13 protein-coding genes are annotated in these 15576 nt (G+C 70.7%); 7 read left to right on the forward strand and 6 right to left on the reverse strand.

The window, feature by feature from the left end:
• Positions 1 to 78: 78 nt before the first annotated feature.
• Both serB and ACWFR3_RS44915 read right to left on the reverse strand, forming a co-directional pair.
• Positions 79 to 1293, reverse strand: a complete 1215-nt coding sequence (serB, locus tag ACWFR3_RS44910) for a phosphoserine phosphatase SerB (RefSeq protein WP_453740497.1) — start codon at positions 1291 to 1293, stop codon at positions 79 to 81.
• Between the two features lie 739 nt (positions 1294 to 2032).
• Positions 2033 to 3817 (reverse strand): streptophobe family protein, encoded by a 1785-nt coding sequence (locus tag ACWFR3_RS44915; protein ID WP_453740498.1) that lies wholly within the window; start codon positions 3815 to 3817, stop codon positions 2033 to 2035.
• Positions 3818 to 4082: 265 nt separating this feature from the next.
• Between ACWFR3_RS44915 and ACWFR3_RS44920 the strand changes: the two genes are divergently transcribed.
• Positions 4083 to 6689, forward strand: coding sequence for an FHA domain-containing protein (locus ACWFR3_RS44920; RefSeq protein WP_453740499.1), 2607 nt, complete (start codon positions 4083 to 4085; stop codon positions 6687 to 6689).
• A gap of 120 nt (positions 6690 to 6809) precedes the next feature.
• On the opposite strand, the gene ACWFR3_RS44925 is transcribed toward ACWFR3_RS44920, so the two are convergent.
• The 3 genes from ACWFR3_RS44925 to ACWFR3_RS44935 form a co-directional block, all read right to left on the reverse strand.
• Positions 6810 to 7523, reverse strand: coding sequence for a transglycosylase SLT domain-containing protein (locus ACWFR3_RS44925; protein WP_453740500.1), 714 nt, complete (start codon positions 7521 to 7523; stop codon positions 6810 to 6812).
• A 292-nt stretch (positions 7524 to 7815) separates the two neighbouring features.
• Positions 7816 to 8898: an S-adenosylmethionine:tRNA ribosyltransferase-isomerase gene (locus tag ACWFR3_RS44930; protein WP_453740501.1), complete on the reverse strand. Its 1083-nt coding sequence runs from the start codon at positions 8896 to 8898 to the stop codon at positions 7816 to 7818.
• Positions 8895 to 9617, reverse strand: coding sequence for an SDR family NAD(P)-dependent oxidoreductase (locus ACWFR3_RS44935; protein ID WP_453740502.1), 723 nt, complete (start codon positions 9615 to 9617; stop codon positions 8895 to 8897). Before ACWFR3_RS44935 ends, ACWFR3_RS44930 begins: the two co-directional genes overlap by 4 nt.
• 194 nt (positions 9618 to 9811) lie before the next feature.
• Here ACWFR3_RS44935 and ACWFR3_RS44940 point away from each other — a divergent pair, with 194 nt between their 5' ends.
• From ACWFR3_RS44940 to chpE, 3 genes are all read left to right on the forward strand, one after another.
• A complete protein-coding gene (locus ACWFR3_RS44940; RefSeq protein ID WP_453740503.1) occupies positions 9812 to 10957 on the forward strand; it encodes a GAF domain-containing sensor histidine kinase in 1146 nt (381 codons plus the stop codon).
• The gene (locus tag ACWFR3_RS44945; protein WP_453740504.1) at positions 10950 to 11612 is read left to right on the forward strand and encodes a response regulator; all 663 of its coding nucleotides are present in this window, start codon (positions 10950 to 10952) and stop codon (positions 11610 to 11612) included. The genes ACWFR3_RS44940 and ACWFR3_RS44945 overlap by 8 nt, the downstream gene beginning before the upstream one ends.
• 169 nt (positions 11613 to 11781) lie before the next feature.
• Positions 11782 to 12027 carry a chaplin ChpE gene (chpE, locus tag ACWFR3_RS44950; RefSeq protein WP_361188067.1) on the forward strand — a complete coding sequence of 82 codons (246 nt, stop codon included), beginning with the start codon at positions 11782 to 11784 and terminating at the stop codon, positions 12025 to 12027.
• Between the two features lie 198 nt (positions 12028 to 12225).
• Here the strand turns inward: chpE and ACWFR3_RS44955 are convergent, their stop codons facing one another.
• Entirely contained in the window at positions 12226 to 13005 is a 780-nt protein-coding gene (locus ACWFR3_RS44955) for a hypothetical protein (RefSeq protein WP_453740505.1), read from the reverse strand.
• Between the two features lie 123 nt (positions 13006 to 13128).
• Between ACWFR3_RS44955 and ACWFR3_RS44960 the strand changes: the two genes are divergently transcribed.
• From ACWFR3_RS44960 to ACWFR3_RS44970, 3 genes are all read left to right on the forward strand, one after another.
• Positions 13129 to 13926 carry an ABC transporter ATP-binding protein gene (locus tag ACWFR3_RS44960; protein ID WP_453740506.1) on the forward strand — a complete coding sequence of 266 codons (798 nt, stop codon included), beginning with the start codon at positions 13129 to 13131 and terminating at the stop codon, positions 13924 to 13926.
• An 86-nt stretch (positions 13927 to 14012) separates the two neighbouring features.
• On the forward strand, positions 14013 to 14441 hold the full coding sequence (locus ACWFR3_RS44965) for an NfeD family protein (RefSeq protein WP_453740507.1): 429 nt from the start codon (positions 14013 to 14015) through the stop codon (positions 14439 to 14441).
• A 118-nt stretch (positions 14442 to 14559) separates the two neighbouring features.
• A complete protein-coding gene (locus tag ACWFR3_RS44970; protein ID WP_453740508.1) occupies positions 14560 to 15504 on the forward strand; it encodes an SPFH domain-containing protein in 945 nt (314 codons plus the stop codon).
• Positions 15505 to 15576 lie beyond the last annotated feature (72 nt).

The following is a 15576-nucleotide window of genomic DNA, read 5'->3' on the forward strand; positions in this document are numbered from 1 at the left end:
GGCCCCGGAACCGCTGAGTTCCGGGGCCCATCGCCGTACGTGCAACGTGCACGTGCGACGCGCTGTGTGCTGTGCGCGTCAGTCGGTGTGCGTGTCCGCCGCCTCGACCTCTTCGCGGGTGACGCCGAGGAGGTAGAGGACGGTGTCGAGGAAGGGGACGTTCACCGCGGTGTGCGCGGCCTGACGGACGACGGGCTTGGCGTTGAAGGCGACACCGAGACCGGCCGCGTTCAGCATGTCGAGGTCGTTGGCGCCGTCGCCGATCGCGACGGTCTGCTCCAGCGGGACTCCGGCCTCTTCGGCGAAGCGGCGCAGCAGCCGGGCCTTGCCCGCGCGGTCCACGATCTCGCCGGTCACCTTGCCGGTGAGCTTGCCGTCGACGATCTCCAGGGTGTTGGCCTGGGCGAAGTCGAGGCCGAGACGTTCCTGCAGATCGTCGGTGACCTGGGTGAACCCGCCCGATACGACGCCCACTTGGTAGCCGAGGCGCTTGAGCGTACGGATCAGCGTGCGGGCGCCCGGGGTGAGGCGGACCTCGGAGCGGACCTTTTCGACGACCTCGGCGTCGAGCCCGGCGAGGAGCTCCACCCGGGCGTGCAGGGACTGCTCGAAGTCCAGGTCGCCGCGCATCGCGGCCGCGGTCACCTCGGCGACCTTGTCCTCGCATCCGGCGTGCGCGGCGAAGAGTTCGATCACCTCGTCCTGGATGAGGGTCGAGTCGACGTCCATCACGACGAGCCGCTGGGCACGGCGGTGCAGGCCCGCCGCGACGACGGCGACGTCCACGCCGAGCTTCGCCGCCTCGAGGGCGAGGGCGGTGCGCAGCGGCTCGGTCTCCGTACCGGAGACGGCGAACTCCACTGCGGTGACCGGGTACTTGGCGAGCCGGAAGATACGGTCGATGTTGCCGCCGGTCGCGGTGATGCTGGCGGCGATGGAGGCCGTCGACTCGGCGGTGAGGGGGTGGCCGAGCACGGTGACGTGGGAACGGCCGAGGCCACGCGGGCGGTTGTCGCCGATGCCCGAGATGATCTCGGCCTGCATCTTCAGGGAGTCGGCCCAGCTGTGCACGGTGGATCGCAGGTCGCCCTCCAGACCGGCCGGCGGCTCGGTCACGAGCGCGCACAGCACTATGCGGCCACGGGTGACGACCTGCTCGATGTCGACGACGTCGACGGAGTAGGCGGCGAGGGTGTCGAAGAGCCCTGCGGTGATTCCGGGGCGGTCCTTGCCGAAGATCTTGACGAGGAGCGTGGGGACGTCGGCGGGCTGCGGGTGATGAGGAGCGCTCATGGTGAGGCCACCGTATCCGGCGGCGTCTCCCACCCGCCGGGGTGGTCCGCGTGCCGGACACCTACTCCGCCGCGGGCCGCCACCTCTCCACCGCCCCTCACCGGAACTCTCCTTCGCCCCGGCGGCGCGTTGCCCCGCCGGGGGCTCTCCCACCCACCCACCCGATTGCCCCGCGACGGTGTCCGCCCCGGCGGGGGTTGTCCCGCCCGCCGGTTGCCTCGCGACGGTGTCCGTCCCGGCGGGGTTCCCCCGCCCACCCGCCCGTTGCCCCGTGACGGTGTCCGCTCCGCCGGGGCTCTCCCTCCCACCCGCCCGATTGCCCGGTGGCGGTCACTGCCCCGTCGGTCTGCGCCGGGGTCCTCCCATCACCCGCTCGTCGTCTCCGCCCGGCATCTGCTGACGGCCCTTGCGGGGTTCTCCCGCCCGCCTGCCGGTTGCCCCGTGACGGTGTCCGCCCCGCCAGGGCTTCTCCCTCCCACCCGCCCGATTTCCCCGTGACGGTGAGTGCCCCCTCGGTCTGCGCCTGCTCGTTCTCTCCGTCCGGCACCTGCTGACAGCCCTTCCGGAGTTCTCCCACCCACCCATCTACCCCCCGTTTCCCCCGCGGCCGGTGTCCCTCCCTTCTGCCTCCCGCCTGTTATCCCGCGGCGTCGACACCCCCATCCGACGCCGGGTGATCGGGTGGGTGGGTGGGAGACATCCGTCGCGAAGCGGCGGTACAGGAACACCCCGCCGAGGCCTACCGCCCCCGGCCTCCCCGAGGGCCGGACCCCGGCGGTGCCGGTGGCGGCGGCGGAGGAGGAGGCGGCGGCGGCCATTCACCCTCGTCCGACGAGCGGGACCGCCGCTTCGGCTGCGGAGGCCGCGGAGGCGGCGGAGTGACCGGCCCCATCACCGTCGGCGCCCCGGAGACATCGCGGGGCGGCCGGAGATAGGGGTTGGTGTCTGGGTTCGAGGGCCGGAAAGGCGCGCTCGGGCTGTACGGTCCAGCAGCCCCGCCAGCCCCGCCAGCCCCGCCAGCCCCGCCAGCCCCGCCAGCCCCGCCAGCCCCAGAGCCCCCCGCAGCCCCGGCCGCAACCCCCGCCTGCCCCGGCGGCGCCACCTCCGCCCCTCCTCCCGCACGCGCAAGCACCGAAACCCGCCCCCCCGCGGCCCCGCTCGCCACAGCGAGCAACGCCCCCACCGCACCCGCCCCCGCACCCCACACCGCACCGAGGATGAACGCCATGCCCAGTTCCCCGTGCAGCTCGATGCCCGCCCCGAACGCGTCGAAGCCCAGTACCGAGAGGGAGGCATCCGCGGAGACCCCCGTCAGCCACACCAGCAACGGCAGCCCGAGCGCCGTCACCGCACCGAGCCGCACCGCACACTGCCCCGCGAACCGCAGGGAGCCCGTCTCGCCACGTACGTAAGGAGTACGGACAGCCGTGAGCACCCCGGCGAACAGGATCATCAGGGCCGCCGCCACGCCGAGCAGCCACACCCGGCTGTCCAGTTCCGCGAGCCGCCCCAGTGTCACCGGCTCGCTCCCCGATGAGCCGGACCCGGTCAGCAGGTCGTCCACCGGATCCGGCAGGAGCTTCGCCAGCTGCCCCGTCGCCTCGCCGTCCCACGGCACGAAGAGCCCGATCGGCACCCCGAGCCACACCCCGTTCGGCGCCCCGAGCAGCGCGGCGCCCGCGATCCGCTTGGGATGGGCGTCGCCGATCATCGCGTACAGAGCCGCCGCGAGCCCGGCGAGCACCGCCACGAGCATGACCGTGACCAGCGCGGACGAGGCGGGGCGCACCACACGGTGCACGACGTCCCACCCGCGCGGCAGCGGCGTGCGACGCGAGGCGAGCAGCGCGATCAGCAGGACGACGAGCACCCACACGGCCCCGCCGAGCAGCGTCGGGACCGTGTCCACCGTGAAGCCGACGTCCGCCTTCGCGTTCGCGAGATCACCGAGACGATCGGGCAGCGCACCACCGATGTCACCGAGCCCGTCGGGCAGTTTGTCCGTGATGTCGTCCGGGAGCTGGTCGATCCCTTTGTCGATGCCCTGGCCGATCCCCAGCTGGTCGCCCTTGATCGTGATGATGTCGTGACCCGCCCAGGCGAGCCCTCCGAGCGTCGCCACAAAGAGGACGATCACCGCACCGGCCCGCGCCGCAAGTTCGGCGGGGGAGATCACAACTCCCGCTCCACGCAGGGAACGTAGGAAAAAATACGCAAGGAGTACCGCGCCCGCGAGCCCGACACCCAGCGGTGCGACATCGATCGCGGTGGTCGCCTCGGCCCCTTCGAGGCCGAATGCCGACACGTCGCCGGACGGGGTGACCGAGCCGCCGGCGCCGAGCGCCACCACGGCAGCCGTCATCGGCCCCAGCGATGCCACCGCGTCCGCGCCGAGCAGATGCAGGCCGAGCGCCGCTGTGCCGGCCATGCCGACAAGAGCCCAGCTCACGGCGGCTATCGCGGAGAGCAGCACATCGCCCCACCGCACGCCCCGGCCTTCGGCCCGCTTCCCGCCGGTCTCCATCAGGACCCCCCCGACTCGCACCGCGTAGCCCTATTCACACGAGATGTGCGCAATGCGCATGATCCGTATGCACTCATGGGCGGTTACTACTCTCCGGGGCGGTTTCTGCCCCGTCAACGGGGCGGTCACGGAGGCCCGTACGCAGTCTTCACAAGGCCCGACTTTCGGTCAGAGGCCTCCGCCTGAAATAGTTCCTCCCGATGTTCGACATCCCTAGACTCCCCATGACGGGGGCTAGCTCGGGGGACAACTCAGTGGGGCTGGAGTGCCGGAACTCGTACTGGAATTGAATGGAAGGACCTGGACGCTCGATCCGTCCAGGTCGTACACCCTCGGACGTGATCCGCAGGGAGATCTCGCGCTCGACGACGCCAGAGTGTCCTGGCGTCATGCCACGATCAGCTGGAGCGGCCGCACTTGGGTCATCGAGGACCACGGCAGCACCAACGGCACCTTTGTGCAGGGCCAGCGGATCCATCAGATGGAAATCGGTCCCGGCTCGGCCGTGAACCTCGGCAACGCGACCGACGGTCCGCGGCTGAATGTGTCCGGAAGTGCGCCGGGCGCCGCCGCCGTGTCCGCACCGCAGCAGGCCGCTCAGCAGGCACCGGCCCATCAGGCGCCGCAACACCAGGCACCGCAGCACCACGCGCAGCAGCAGGGCGGACCCGGCTGGGCCGCTCAGGCACCCCAGCAGCAGGCGCCGCAGCACCAGCCGCAACAGCAGATGCCCCAGCAGCAGGGCTGGCCGCAGCCGCAACAGCAGGCCCAGCACCAGCAGCCTCAGCAACCCCGGGTCCCGCAGCAGCAGGGTCCCGGTGCGGGTTCCGGCGGTGCCGCGGGGGCCCCGCCGGTCTACGGCGACCGCAGCCCGACCACGTTCCACCAGCTCGCGCTCGGCCGGAAGATGCGCATCGGCCGCGCCCTGGAGAACGAACTGGTCGTCTCCGACCTCCAGGTCTCGCGTCACCACGCCGAGTTCACGGCCACTCCGGACGGCCGCTTCGAGATCCACGACCTCGGCTCGCACAACGGCACGTACATCAACGGCCAGCCGGTCGCGAAGTCGGGCACGGCCCTCATCGGCCCGAACGACATCGTCAGCGTCGGCCACTCGACGTTCCGGCTCGTCGGCGACCGCCTCGAGGAGTTCGTCGACACCGGCGAGATCTCCTTCTCCGCCCGCCACCTGACGGTGACGGTCGACGGCGGCAAGGACATCCTCAAGGACGTCTCCTTCGGCGTCCCGGAGAAGTCGCTCATCGCGGTCATCGGCCCCTCGGGCTCCGGAAAGTCCACCCTACTCAAGGCGCTCACCGGCTACCGGCCCGCCAACAAGGGTGACGTCCTCTACGACAACCGGAACCTCTACAAGCAGTTCGCCGAGCTGCGCCAGCGCATCGGTCTGGTCCCGCAGGACGACATCCTGCACAAGGAACTGACCGTCAAGAAGGCCCTCAAGTACGCCGCCAAGCTGCGCTTCCCCTCGGACACCAGCGAGCAGGAGCGCGAGCAGCGCATCGACGAGGTGCTGCGCGAACTCAAGCTGGACATCCACAAGGAGAAGAAGGTCACCTCCCTCTCCGGTGGCCAGCGCAAGCGTGTGTCGGTGGCCCTGGAGCTCCTCACCAAGCCGTCGCTGATCTTCCTGGACGAGCCGACCTCCGGCCTCGACCCGGGCATGGACCGCGACGTCATGCAGCTCCTGCGCGGTCTCGCCGACGACGGCCGTACGGTCCTGGTCGTCACGCACTCGGTCGCCGAGCTGGCGATCTGCGACAAGCTTCTGGTGATGGCGCCCGGCGGCTCGGTCGCGTACTTCGGTCCGCCGGAGGAAGCGCTCAACTTCTTCGGCTACCAGACGTGGGCGGACGTCTTCTCGGCGTTCGAGAACTACCGCGACTACGACTGGGCGGGCCGCTGGAAGGGCTCGCAGCACTACCAGATGTACGCCGCCGACATCGACGCCGTGGCCGCGCAGTCGGTCCACATGCCGCCGCCGCAGGCGATCAGGCCGCCCAAGCCGCAGGGCTGGGGCTCACAGCTGTGGACCCTGATCCGCCGCTACACCTCGGTGATCGCCTCCGACAAGGGCTTCATGGGCCTGATGGTGATCCTGCCGGCGGTCCTCGGCATCGTCAGCGTCGTCATCCCGGCCGACTTCGGGCTCGGCCCGCCCAAGCCACCCGTCAAGTTCAACGGCGATGCCGGAACGATCATGCTGATCCTCGCGGTCGGCATGTGCTTCTCCGGAGCGGCCAACTCCGTACGAGAGCTGATCAAGGAACGGGTCATCTACGAACGGGAACGGGCCACCGGCCTCTCCCGCTCGGCGTACCTGATGTCCAAGGTCATCGTCCTCGGCGTGATCACGGCCTTCCAGGGCGTCATCATCTGCGGCATCGGCTTCGCGACCCGCGACATGCCGGCGGAGGGCCTGATCATGCCCCCGGCCGTCGAGATCTGCCTGGTCATCATCGCCCTGGGCTTCACCTCGATGATGTTCGGCCTGGTCATCTCCTCGCTGGTGAAGACCTCCGAGAAGACCATGCCGCTCCTGGTGATGTTCGCGATCGTCCAGGTCGTCTTCACCGGCGTGCTCTTCCAGGTCTACGGCTCGCCGGGCCTTGAGCAGTTCGCCTGGCTGATGCCCTCGCGCTGGGCCATCGCCGGCGCCGGCTCCACGCTGGACCTCGCGCACCTCATGCCGCCGTGGGACCCGAAGAAGCCGAACGACCTCGACCCGCTGTGGGAGCACTCGGCGGGCCAGTGGGGCATGAACATCACGATCCTGCTCCTGATCGGCATCGCCTGCGGCTTCGCGGTCGCACGACTGCTGCGCCGCCACGAGCCGGAGGTCATGCGCAAGTAAGCCGCTGCCCGACAGGCAGCCGCGCGTAGGCAGACGAGAAGGGCGGCACCCCCACGGGGGTGCCGCCCTTCGGCGTCTGTCGAGCCTCGGCGAAGAGGTCCGTTGATCAGGAGATCAGGCTCAGTAGGCGCTGTTCACGTTGTCCATCGAGCCGTACCGGTCGGCGGCGTAGTTGGCCGCGGCCGTGATGTTGGCGACCGGGTCGAGGATGTTCGTGGACGTGCCCTCGACGTGGTACGCGTCGAACGTGGGCTGGATGACCTGGAGCAGGCCGACGGACGGGGTGCCGTTGATGGCGTTGATGTCCCAGCCGTTCTTGGCGTTCGGGTCACCCGCGGACTCGCGGATGATGTTGCGGTGCAGGCCCTCGTAGGAACCGGGGATGCCCTTGGACTTCATGATGTCCAGGGACTGGCGGATCCAGCCGTCGAGGTTGTTGGCGTAGACCGGCTTGCGCGCGGCGGCACGGCTCGCGGCTTCCTTGGCCTTGCGCTCGTCCTCGGCCTTCTTCTTGGCCGCGGCCTCCTCGTCGGCCCGCTTCTTCGCGGCGGCGTCGGCCTCGGCCTTCGCCTTCGCGGCGGCGGCGTCCTTGGCCTGCTTGTCGGCGTTGGTCTGCTGCTTCGCGACGCCGGCGTGCACCGTCTGCTGGGCTTCGGCGTTCTGCGTGAAGGCCACCGGGGCGGCGGAGACGTCCTGGGTTCCGGCATCGGCGCTGCCCGGCACGAGGGAGAACGCGAGGGCAGCGGCGCCGAGCGTGGCGACACCGGCGATCGAGAACTTCTGGGTCTTGGTCAGCGCGGGGCGACTATGACCAGGGGTGGTGTGCTGGGACATGCTGACGGACCTCTTCGAATAGCGGAGGTCGCTCCGGCCGGCGGGGACATTGCTTCTCCGGCACAAACGCCGCGGTGCGAGACCGCGGCGCCGAGCGACGGGAGCAATTGTTAGCGGCCGCAAAATTCTGTGGCAAAGCAGTGACGTACGAAGCCGGGTAGTGGATCAGGGGGTGCGCTGTGTGCTTTGACCGCATTGCACCCCATGCGCATAAAGGGATATCTCCTCCACTAGGAGACTTCGTACGTGACGTGCGCCCTATGCGCGGGCTCACAGCGAACGCGTAACAACCTCACCAACGGTTGCCGTCGCAACTCTCTGAGTGAGCAAACTCCTCCGCTAGGAGGAGATGGACGTCGCCGAACTCGTGCCACAGGTAGAGACGGCGTACCGCCTCCGCATAACCCCGGTCGACGGCGGCCCGGCCCGCGACCGCCTCCAGCATCAGCAGATGCGAGGCCTGCGGCTCGTGCAGCCCGGTGAGCAGCCCGTCCACCACACGCACGCCCCGCTCCGGCGTCACCACGAGCTCCGTACGGCCCGCTGCCGCCCGGACCACCCCGTCGGGGCCCGTGGCGGACTCGACGGCGCGCACGGCCGTCGTACCGACCGCGATGACGCGTCCGCCGCCCGCCCGAGCGGCGTTGACCAGCCGAGCCGAGGCCTCGGGCACCTCGAAGAGCTCGGGATACGGCGGCTCGTGCGCCTCGGGAGACGCCACCCCCGTGTGCAGGGTGACCGGCGCGAACTGCACGCCCCGGCTCACCAGGCGTGCCACCAGGCCCGCGGTGAACGGCCGGGCCGCGCTCGGCATCTCCGCGCTGCCCGTCCCGTCGGCCGAGGGCAGCGCGAACACCGTCTGGTGGGCGGAGAGCGGCTGGTCCCTCTCCGTATAGGAGTAACGGATGGGACGCCCGTGCCGCCGCAGCAGTGACGGCACATCGGCCGGCACCCTGGCCCACCACAGCCGTCCGCTCCCCGGCGCAAGCGGCTCCTCCAGGACGAGGCGTACGTCTCCGGGGAGCCGCACGACTGAACCCGCGGGCCCGCCCGCACGCGCACGCGTGGTGCCCCGTCCGTCCGGTTCGCGCAACTCGACGGCCCACCGTCCGTCGTCGCCCCGCGTCGAGAAGTGCACCACCACGCGCGCGTGCCCGGCGGTCGCGTCGATCGCGGCGGGCAGGGTCGGCGAGGTGTTCACGATCAGCAGGTCCCCGGCCCGCAGCAGCGAGGGCAGGTCGGCGAACGCGTGATGCGACACCGCCGTCCCGCGCGAAACGAGCAGCCGCACCGCGTCCCTGCCAAGGCCCTGGCCCCGCTGCTCGACGGGGACCCGGGCGGCCAGCTCCTCCGGCACCCGCACGGCGAGCGTCATCGGGCGTCCGGGGAGAAAGAGCCGGCCGGGTCCAGCAGAGAAGAAGCGGCGTACCGCCCGCTCGCCGGACGCTCGTCGAGCAGCCGCAGGAAGGCGGGCACCGCCGTCCCGGGCAACGGCCGCCCCGAGGCGTCGTCGTCCGGAACGGCCGCTTCGTAGAGATCGGTCCGCATGTCGCCGGGGTCGACCGCCCACACCCTGATCCCCGGCTCCTCCACGGCGAGGACTGCCGACAGCTGATCAAGAGCGGCCTTGGACGCCCCGTACCCGCCCCACGTCTCGTACGCCTCGACGGCCGCATCGGAACTGACGTCGACCACGGCCCCCGCCCCCGAGGCCCGCAACAAGGGAAGCGCCTCCCGGACCAGCCCCAGAGCGGCCACCACATTGGTCTCCAGAGCCTGCCGCAACCCGTCGGGCGTGAGCTCCTCAAGGCGTACGAGAGGCTCCGCGCCCAGTGCGCTCGCGTTGTTCACCAGCAGATCGAGACCGCCCAGCCCGCGCGCCGCGGCCACCAGATCCGCCCGGTGCCCGGCATCCGTGACATCCCCGGCGACAGCCTCCACGCGCGTGCCGAGCTTCGCCAGATCCCGTGCGGACTCCTCCAGTACGGAGGCTGTTCTCGCGTCGAGCACCAGATCCCAGCCACGCCCCGCGAGCGCCGCCCCCAGCGCACGGCCCAGTCCCTTCGAAGCCCCCGTGATGATCGCTACCGGCATGACATCCGTCCCCTCGGGTCGCCCTGGCAGCCGCTTCTCCAGCGGATGAACTCCACGCTAGGAACGGACCCGCCGCCGGCGCCTCGTGCGCGGGCCGCAACGGCGAGGGGTCCTTCGGCCTACGCCCGCGGCCCTAGGCGGTGGCCGCCACAGGTCCGATACGCACTGTCACACCCCGCCGGTACCGTAAGGCCATGAGTCAAGGACACCGGTCCGGCCTGAACGCGGTGAGCTCCGCGCTTCTCGCCATGAGCAGGCAGCTCGAGGTGCGCGACGTCCTCAAGACGATCGTCGCCTCCGCCCGCGAGCTGCTCGACGCGGAGTATGCGGCGCTCGGCGTCCCGGACGACCACGGCGGATTCGCCCAGTTCGTCGTGGACGGCGTCAGCGAGGAGCAGTGGCGCGCCATCGGCCCGCTGCCCCGCCAGCACGGCATCCTCGCCGCGATGCTGCACAAGGCCGAGCCCGAGCGCCTCGCCGACGTCCGCGAGGACCCGCGCTTCGAGGGCTGGCCGTCCGCCCACCCCGACATGTCCGACTTCCTTGGCCTGCCGATCCGGTCCGGGGACGAGACACTCGGCGCGCTCTTCCTCGCCAACAAGAAGTGCGCCAAGCCGCAGGGCGGTTGCGGCTTCACCGCCGACGACGAAGAGCTCCTGACGATCCTCGCCCAGCACGCCGCGATCGCCCTCACGAACGCCCGGCTCTATGAGCGCAGCCGCGAACTGACCATCGCCGAGGAGCGTTCGCGCCTCGCGCACGAACTGCACGACGCCGTCAGCCAGAAGCTCTTCTCGCTGCGCCTGACGGCCCAGGCCGCGACCGCCCTGGTGGACCGCGACCCGGCGCGCGCCAAGGGCGAACTCCAGCAGGTGGCCGTGCTCGCGGCCGAGGCCGCCGACGAACTGCGCGCCGCAGTGGTGGAGTTGCGCCCCGCCGCCCTGGACGAGGACGGCCTGGTGGCCACCTTGCGCACGCACACCCAGGTCCTGGACCGCGCGCACTCCGCCGAAGTCACCTTCGAGAGCTGCGCGGTGCGCGCCCTGCCCGCGGCCCAGGAGGAAGCGATGCTGCGCGTCGCCCAGGAGGCACTGCACAACGCCTTGCGCCACTCCGGAGCGGAGCGCGTCGGCGTGACCCTGGTGAGGCGCGGAGCGGGCGCCGTGCTGCGCGTCACGGACGACGGCAGCGGCTTCGACCCGCGGGCGATCCGCCGCGCGGGGCGGCACTTGGGCCTGGTCTCCATGCGGGACCGGGCAGGCGGGGTCGGCGGACGGCTGACCGTGGAATCGGAGCCCGGCAAGGGCACGACGATCGAGATGGAGGTTCCCGGTGGCTGACGCTGTGTTCCATCCGAAGACAGGGATCCGGGTGCTGCTGGTCGACGACCACCAGGTGGTCCGCCGCGGTCTGCGTACGTTCCTCGAGGTGCAGGACGACATCGAGGTCGTGGGCGAGGCGTCGGACGGCATCGAAGGGGTCGAGCAGGCCGAGAAGCTGAAACCGGACGTCGTCCTCATGGACGTCAAGATGCCGGGCATGGACGGGGTCGAGGCACTGCGCAAGCTCCGCGAACTGGCCAACCCCGCGCGCGTGCTCATCGTCACCAGCTTCACCGAGAAACGCACGGTCGTCCCGGCCCTGCGCGCGGGCGCCGCCGGGTATGTCTACAAGGACGTGGACCCGGAGGCCCTGGCCGGCGCCATCCGTTCCGTGCACGCGGGCCATGTGCTCCTCCAGCCCGAGGTGGCGGGGGCGCTGCTGTCCCAGGAGGAGTCCAACAGCGGCCAGGGGAGAGGCGGTTCGCTCACCGAGCGGGAGCGCGAGGTCCTCGGCCTCATCGCCGACGGCCGCTCGAACCGCGAGATCGCGCGTGCGCTCGTGCTCTCCGAGAAGACCGTCAAGACCCATGTCTCGAACATCCTGATGAAGCTGGACCTCGCCGACCGCACCCAGGCCGCCCTGTGGGCCGTACGACATGGTGTGACCGGCTGATTAACGTTTCTGCGCACTCCGTCAACCGGCAGAGCGGACGGATGCATTCCGGTCTGAGATTCATACCGTCGTGTGGATGTCCCCCGTTCGGCGCAACCTGTGAGCCGCCCGGCCGTTCTCCAGTGTGCTGCGGCGGCTGGCCGCAGCGATCGCTTAGGAGGACCCAGAAGTGAAGAACCTGAAGAAGGCCGCTGCTGTCACGATGGTGGCGGGTGGCCTCGTCGTCGCCGGTGCCGGTCTCGCCTCCGCCACGGACGGTGCGCACGCGGGCGGCAAGGCCGTCAACTCGCCCGGCGTCGGCTCGGGCAACCTCGTCCAGGCGCCGGTGCACATCCCCGTGAACGCCGTGGGCAACACCGTGTCCGTCATCGGTGCCCTCAACCCGGCCTTCGGGAACGACGGCGTCAACGTCTGACCGACGCCCGCAGCAGTGACCACCGGCCTCCCGGCTTGATCCGGGGGGCCGGTCTTGCGCCCTTCAGGGGTGCGGGGAACTGCGCGCCAAGCCACGAAGCGCCCGCGGCCAAAGACGAAGCGCCCCCACCCCCGACACCGCCCGGCCGCGCAGCGGCTGCCACAGGGCCACCCCAATTACCGCTCAGGCCCCGCAGGGCTACCGCTCCCGCTCCTCCACATACGCGTTGTACGCGGCCACCTGTGCCCGCCGTGCCGTCCGTTCGACCGGACGCAGCGCCTCACCCCGCGCGGCCATCTCCGAGGCGCTCACGGCCCCGCCGTGGCCGTTCTCGTACGCCACCGAGATCAGCAGGCCGACCCGCTGGGCCAGCTCCAAGACCCGTACCGCACGTGGCGGGTATCCCGGCGCGAGCACCTCGCGCCCGCGCTCGGCCCGCGCCCGGTACGCGTCCACCGCCGCCTCGGCGACCGGCCCCGAGCCCGCGACGTCGAGCCGCGAGAGCACCTCCGTCGCATCCCGCAGCGCCTCGGCGAGTTCGCGCTCCGCCTCGCCCAGCGAGGGAACGTCGGCGGGCGGTGCCTCCCGTACCGGCAGGCAGTGCCAGAGGACCTCCACGTGCACATCGCCCGCGGGTCCCGCCTCGGACACCTCGGGCACCAACCCGTAAGGAGCCCCGTAGGCGACGACCGCCTCCTCGGCATCCAGGGCCCGCGCGTTGAAGGCGGGCGGCCCGCTCAGGCCGAGCGGATGCCCCGGCGCGGGCAGCGCCACCCGCAGCCCGGTCACCCCGAGCGTGCGCAGTCTTCCGAGGGCGAGCGTGAGACCGACGGGCCCCGACTCGCCGGGGAGGCCTTCGACACGGTGCACGGCGTCGTCGCCGACCATGGCGAGCACCGCGTCGTCCGGCGAGACAAGTCCGGCAAGAAGGGCATTTCCCCATGCTGCCAAGCGTCCTGAGCGTGGTTCCGAGAGCATGCGTACAGCCTAAGGACCGGGCTAAGGACTGGAGCGCTCGACCGGTGGCGTAGGTTTTCTCCCAGGGGACTGCGTCCACAGGCGCAAGCGACAGCCGAGACTGCAATGGGAGACAACGCGCTCATGAGCGATGTACTGGAGCTGGAGGACGTATCCGTTGTCCGCGAGGGCCGGGCTCTGGTGGACCAGGTCTCCTGGTCGGTCAAGGAGGGTGAGCGCTGGGTCATCCTCGGACCGAACGGCGCCGGAAAGACCACCCTCCTGAACGTCGCGTCCAGCTACCTGCACCCGAGCACCGGCACCGCCACCATCCTCGGCGAGACCCTCGGCAAGCCCGGCACGGACGTCTTCGAGCTCCGCCCGCGCATCGGCGTCGCCGGCATCGCGATGGCCGAGAAGCTGCCCAAGCGCCAGACCGTCCTCCAGACGGTGCTCACGGCCGCGTACGGCATGACCGCCGGCTGGCACGAGGACTACGAAGAGGTCGACGAGCAGCGCGCCCGCGCCTTCCTCGACCGCCTCGGCATGACCGAGTACCTGGACCGCAGGTTCGGCACCCTCTCCGAGGGAGAGCGCAAGCGCACCCTGATCGCGCGCGCCCTGATGACCGACCCCGAGCTGCTCCTCCTGGACGAGCCCGCCGCGGGCCTCGACCTCGGCGGCCGCGAAGACCTCGTACGCCGTCTCGGCCGCCTCGCCCGCGACCCGATCGCCCCCTCGATGATCATGGTCACGCACCACGTCGAGGAGATCGCCCCCGGCTTCACCCACGTCCTCATGATCCGCCAGGGCAAGATCATGGCCGCGGGCCCGCTGGAGCTCGAACTGACCTCCCGCAACCTCTCCCTCTGCTTCGGACTGCCCCTGGTGGTCGAGGAGCGGGGCGAGCGCTGGAGCGCGCAGGGACTCCCGCTCGGCTGACACCACCGGCGTGAACGGCCGGGCCCGCTCCGGCCGGTAGATCACGTGCCCTGTGCGGGACGGTCCCGCGGTCCTACCATGAACACGTGGACATCGACGCATGGGTGTGGTGGCTGATCGGCGCCGCCGCGCTCGGAATCCCGCTCGTACTGACCGCGATGCCGGAGCTCGGCATGCTCTCCGTGGGCGCTGTCGCGGCCGCCGTGACCGCGGGCCTCGGCGGCGACACCGTGCTCCAAGTCGTCGTATTCGCCGCGGTATCGGTCGCGCTCATCGCGGTGGTGCGCCCCGTCGCGGCCCGACAACGCGCCCAAGGACCCAAGCTGGCCACGGGAGTAGACGCACTGAAGGGCAAGACTGCCGTCGTCCTGGAACGGGTGGACGCCTCCGGCGGCCGCATCAAACTCGCCGGCGAGATCTGGTCGGCCCGCGCCCTCGACACCGACCAGAGCTACGAGGCGGGACGCGAGGTGGATGTGGTCGAGATCGACGGAGCGACGGCCATCGTCATGTGAATGCACCACGGGGCGCGCGAGGGTCTGACAGACTCGACGAGCAAGATCTTCGCGGGCTCGTTCCGGCGCTGCGGATCTTCCGGGGAACACCGAGGCAAGAGGGGTACGGGGAGCAACGATGCAACCAATCATCATCGTCCTGATCATTCTGGTGGTGCTGGTCTTCATCGCCCTGATCAAGACGATCCAGGTCATCCCGCAGGCCAGCGCGGCGATCGTCGAGCGCTTCGGCCGCTACACCAGAACGCTGAACGCGGGCCTGAACATCGTCGTCCCGTTCATCGACTCGATCCGCAACCGCATCGACCTGCGTGAACAGGTCGTCCCGTTCCCGCCCCAGCCGGTGATCACCCAGGACAACCTCGTGGTGAACATCGACACCGTCATCTACTACCAGGTGACCGACGCCCGCGCCGCTACGTACGAAGTGGCCAGCTACATCCAGGCGATCGAGCAGCTCACCGTCACCACCCTGCGCAACATCATCGGTGGCATGGACCTGGAGCGGACCCTCACCTCCCGCGAGGAGATCAACGCGGCGCTGCGCGGCGTCCTCGACGAGGCCACCGGCAAGTGGGGCATCCGCGTCAACCGCGTCGAGCTCAAGGCGATCGAGCCGCCGACCTCCATCCAGGACTCGATGGAGAAGCAGATGCGCGCCGACCGCGACAAGCGCGCCGCGATCCTCCAGGCCGAAGGTGTACGGCAGTCGGAGATCCTGCGCGCCGAGGGCGAGAAGCAGTCCGCGATCCTGCGCGCCGAAGGTGAGGCCAAGGCCGCGGCCCTGCGCGCAGAGGGCGAGGCCCAGGCGATCCGTACGGTCTTCGAGTCCATCCACGCCGGAGACCCGGACCAGAAGCTCCTCTCGTACCAGTACCTCCAGATGCTCCCGAAGATCGCCGAGGGCGACGCGAACAAGCTCTGGATCGTGCCCAGCGAAATCGGCGACGCCCTCAAGGGCCTCGGCGGCGCACTCGGCAACTTCGGCCCCCTGGGCGGCGGTTCCGGCGGCTCCACCCCGGCCCCCGCCACAGAACGCCGCGAACAGCCCCGCATCGACTGAACGCCCCCGAAGGGGCGCGGGGAACTGCGCGACAAGCCCAAGACGGCCTGCGGCCGGACACCATCCTGTGTC

This window comes from Streptomyces sp. NPDC055189 (genome assembly GCF_053606765.1).

What these genes read in the sequence shown, in the direction of transcription:
- serB (WP_453740497.1), bottom strand. Translation starts at nt 1,293, where the DNA reads ATGAGCGCTCCTCATCACCCGCAGCCCGCCGACGTCCCCACGCTCCTC.
- ACWFR3_RS44915 (WP_453740498.1), bottom strand. Translation starts at nt 3,817, where the DNA reads ATGGAGACCGGCGGGAAGCGGGCCGAAGGCCGGGGCGTGCGGTGGGGC.
- ACWFR3_RS44925 (WP_453740500.1), bottom strand. Translation starts at nt 7,523, where the DNA reads ATGTCCCAGCACACCACCCCTGGTCATAGTCGCCCCGCGCTGACCAAG.
- ACWFR3_RS44930 (WP_453740501.1), bottom strand. Translation starts at nt 8,898, where the DNA reads ATGACGCTCGCCGTGCGGGTGCCGGAGGAGCTGGCCGCCCGGGTCCCC.
- ACWFR3_RS44935 (WP_453740502.1), bottom strand. Translation starts at nt 9,617, where the DNA reads ATGCCGGTAGCGATCATCACGGGGGCTTCGAAGGGACTGGGCCGTGCG.
- ACWFR3_RS44940 (WP_453740503.1), top strand. Translation starts at nt 9,812, where the DNA reads ATGAGTCAAGGACACCGGTCCGGCCTGAACGCGGTGAGCTCCGCGCTT.
- ACWFR3_RS44955 (WP_453740505.1), bottom strand. Translation starts at nt 13,005, where the DNA reads ATGCTCTCGGAACCACGCTCAGGACGCTTGGCAGCATGGGGAAATGCC.
- ACWFR3_RS44960 (WP_453740506.1), top strand. Translation starts at nt 13,129, where the DNA reads ATGAGCGATGTACTGGAGCTGGAGGACGTATCCGTTGTCCGCGAGGGC.
- ACWFR3_RS44970 (WP_453740508.1), top strand. Translation starts at nt 14,560, where the DNA reads ATGCAACCAATCATCATCGTCCTGATCATTCTGGTGGTGCTGGTCTTC.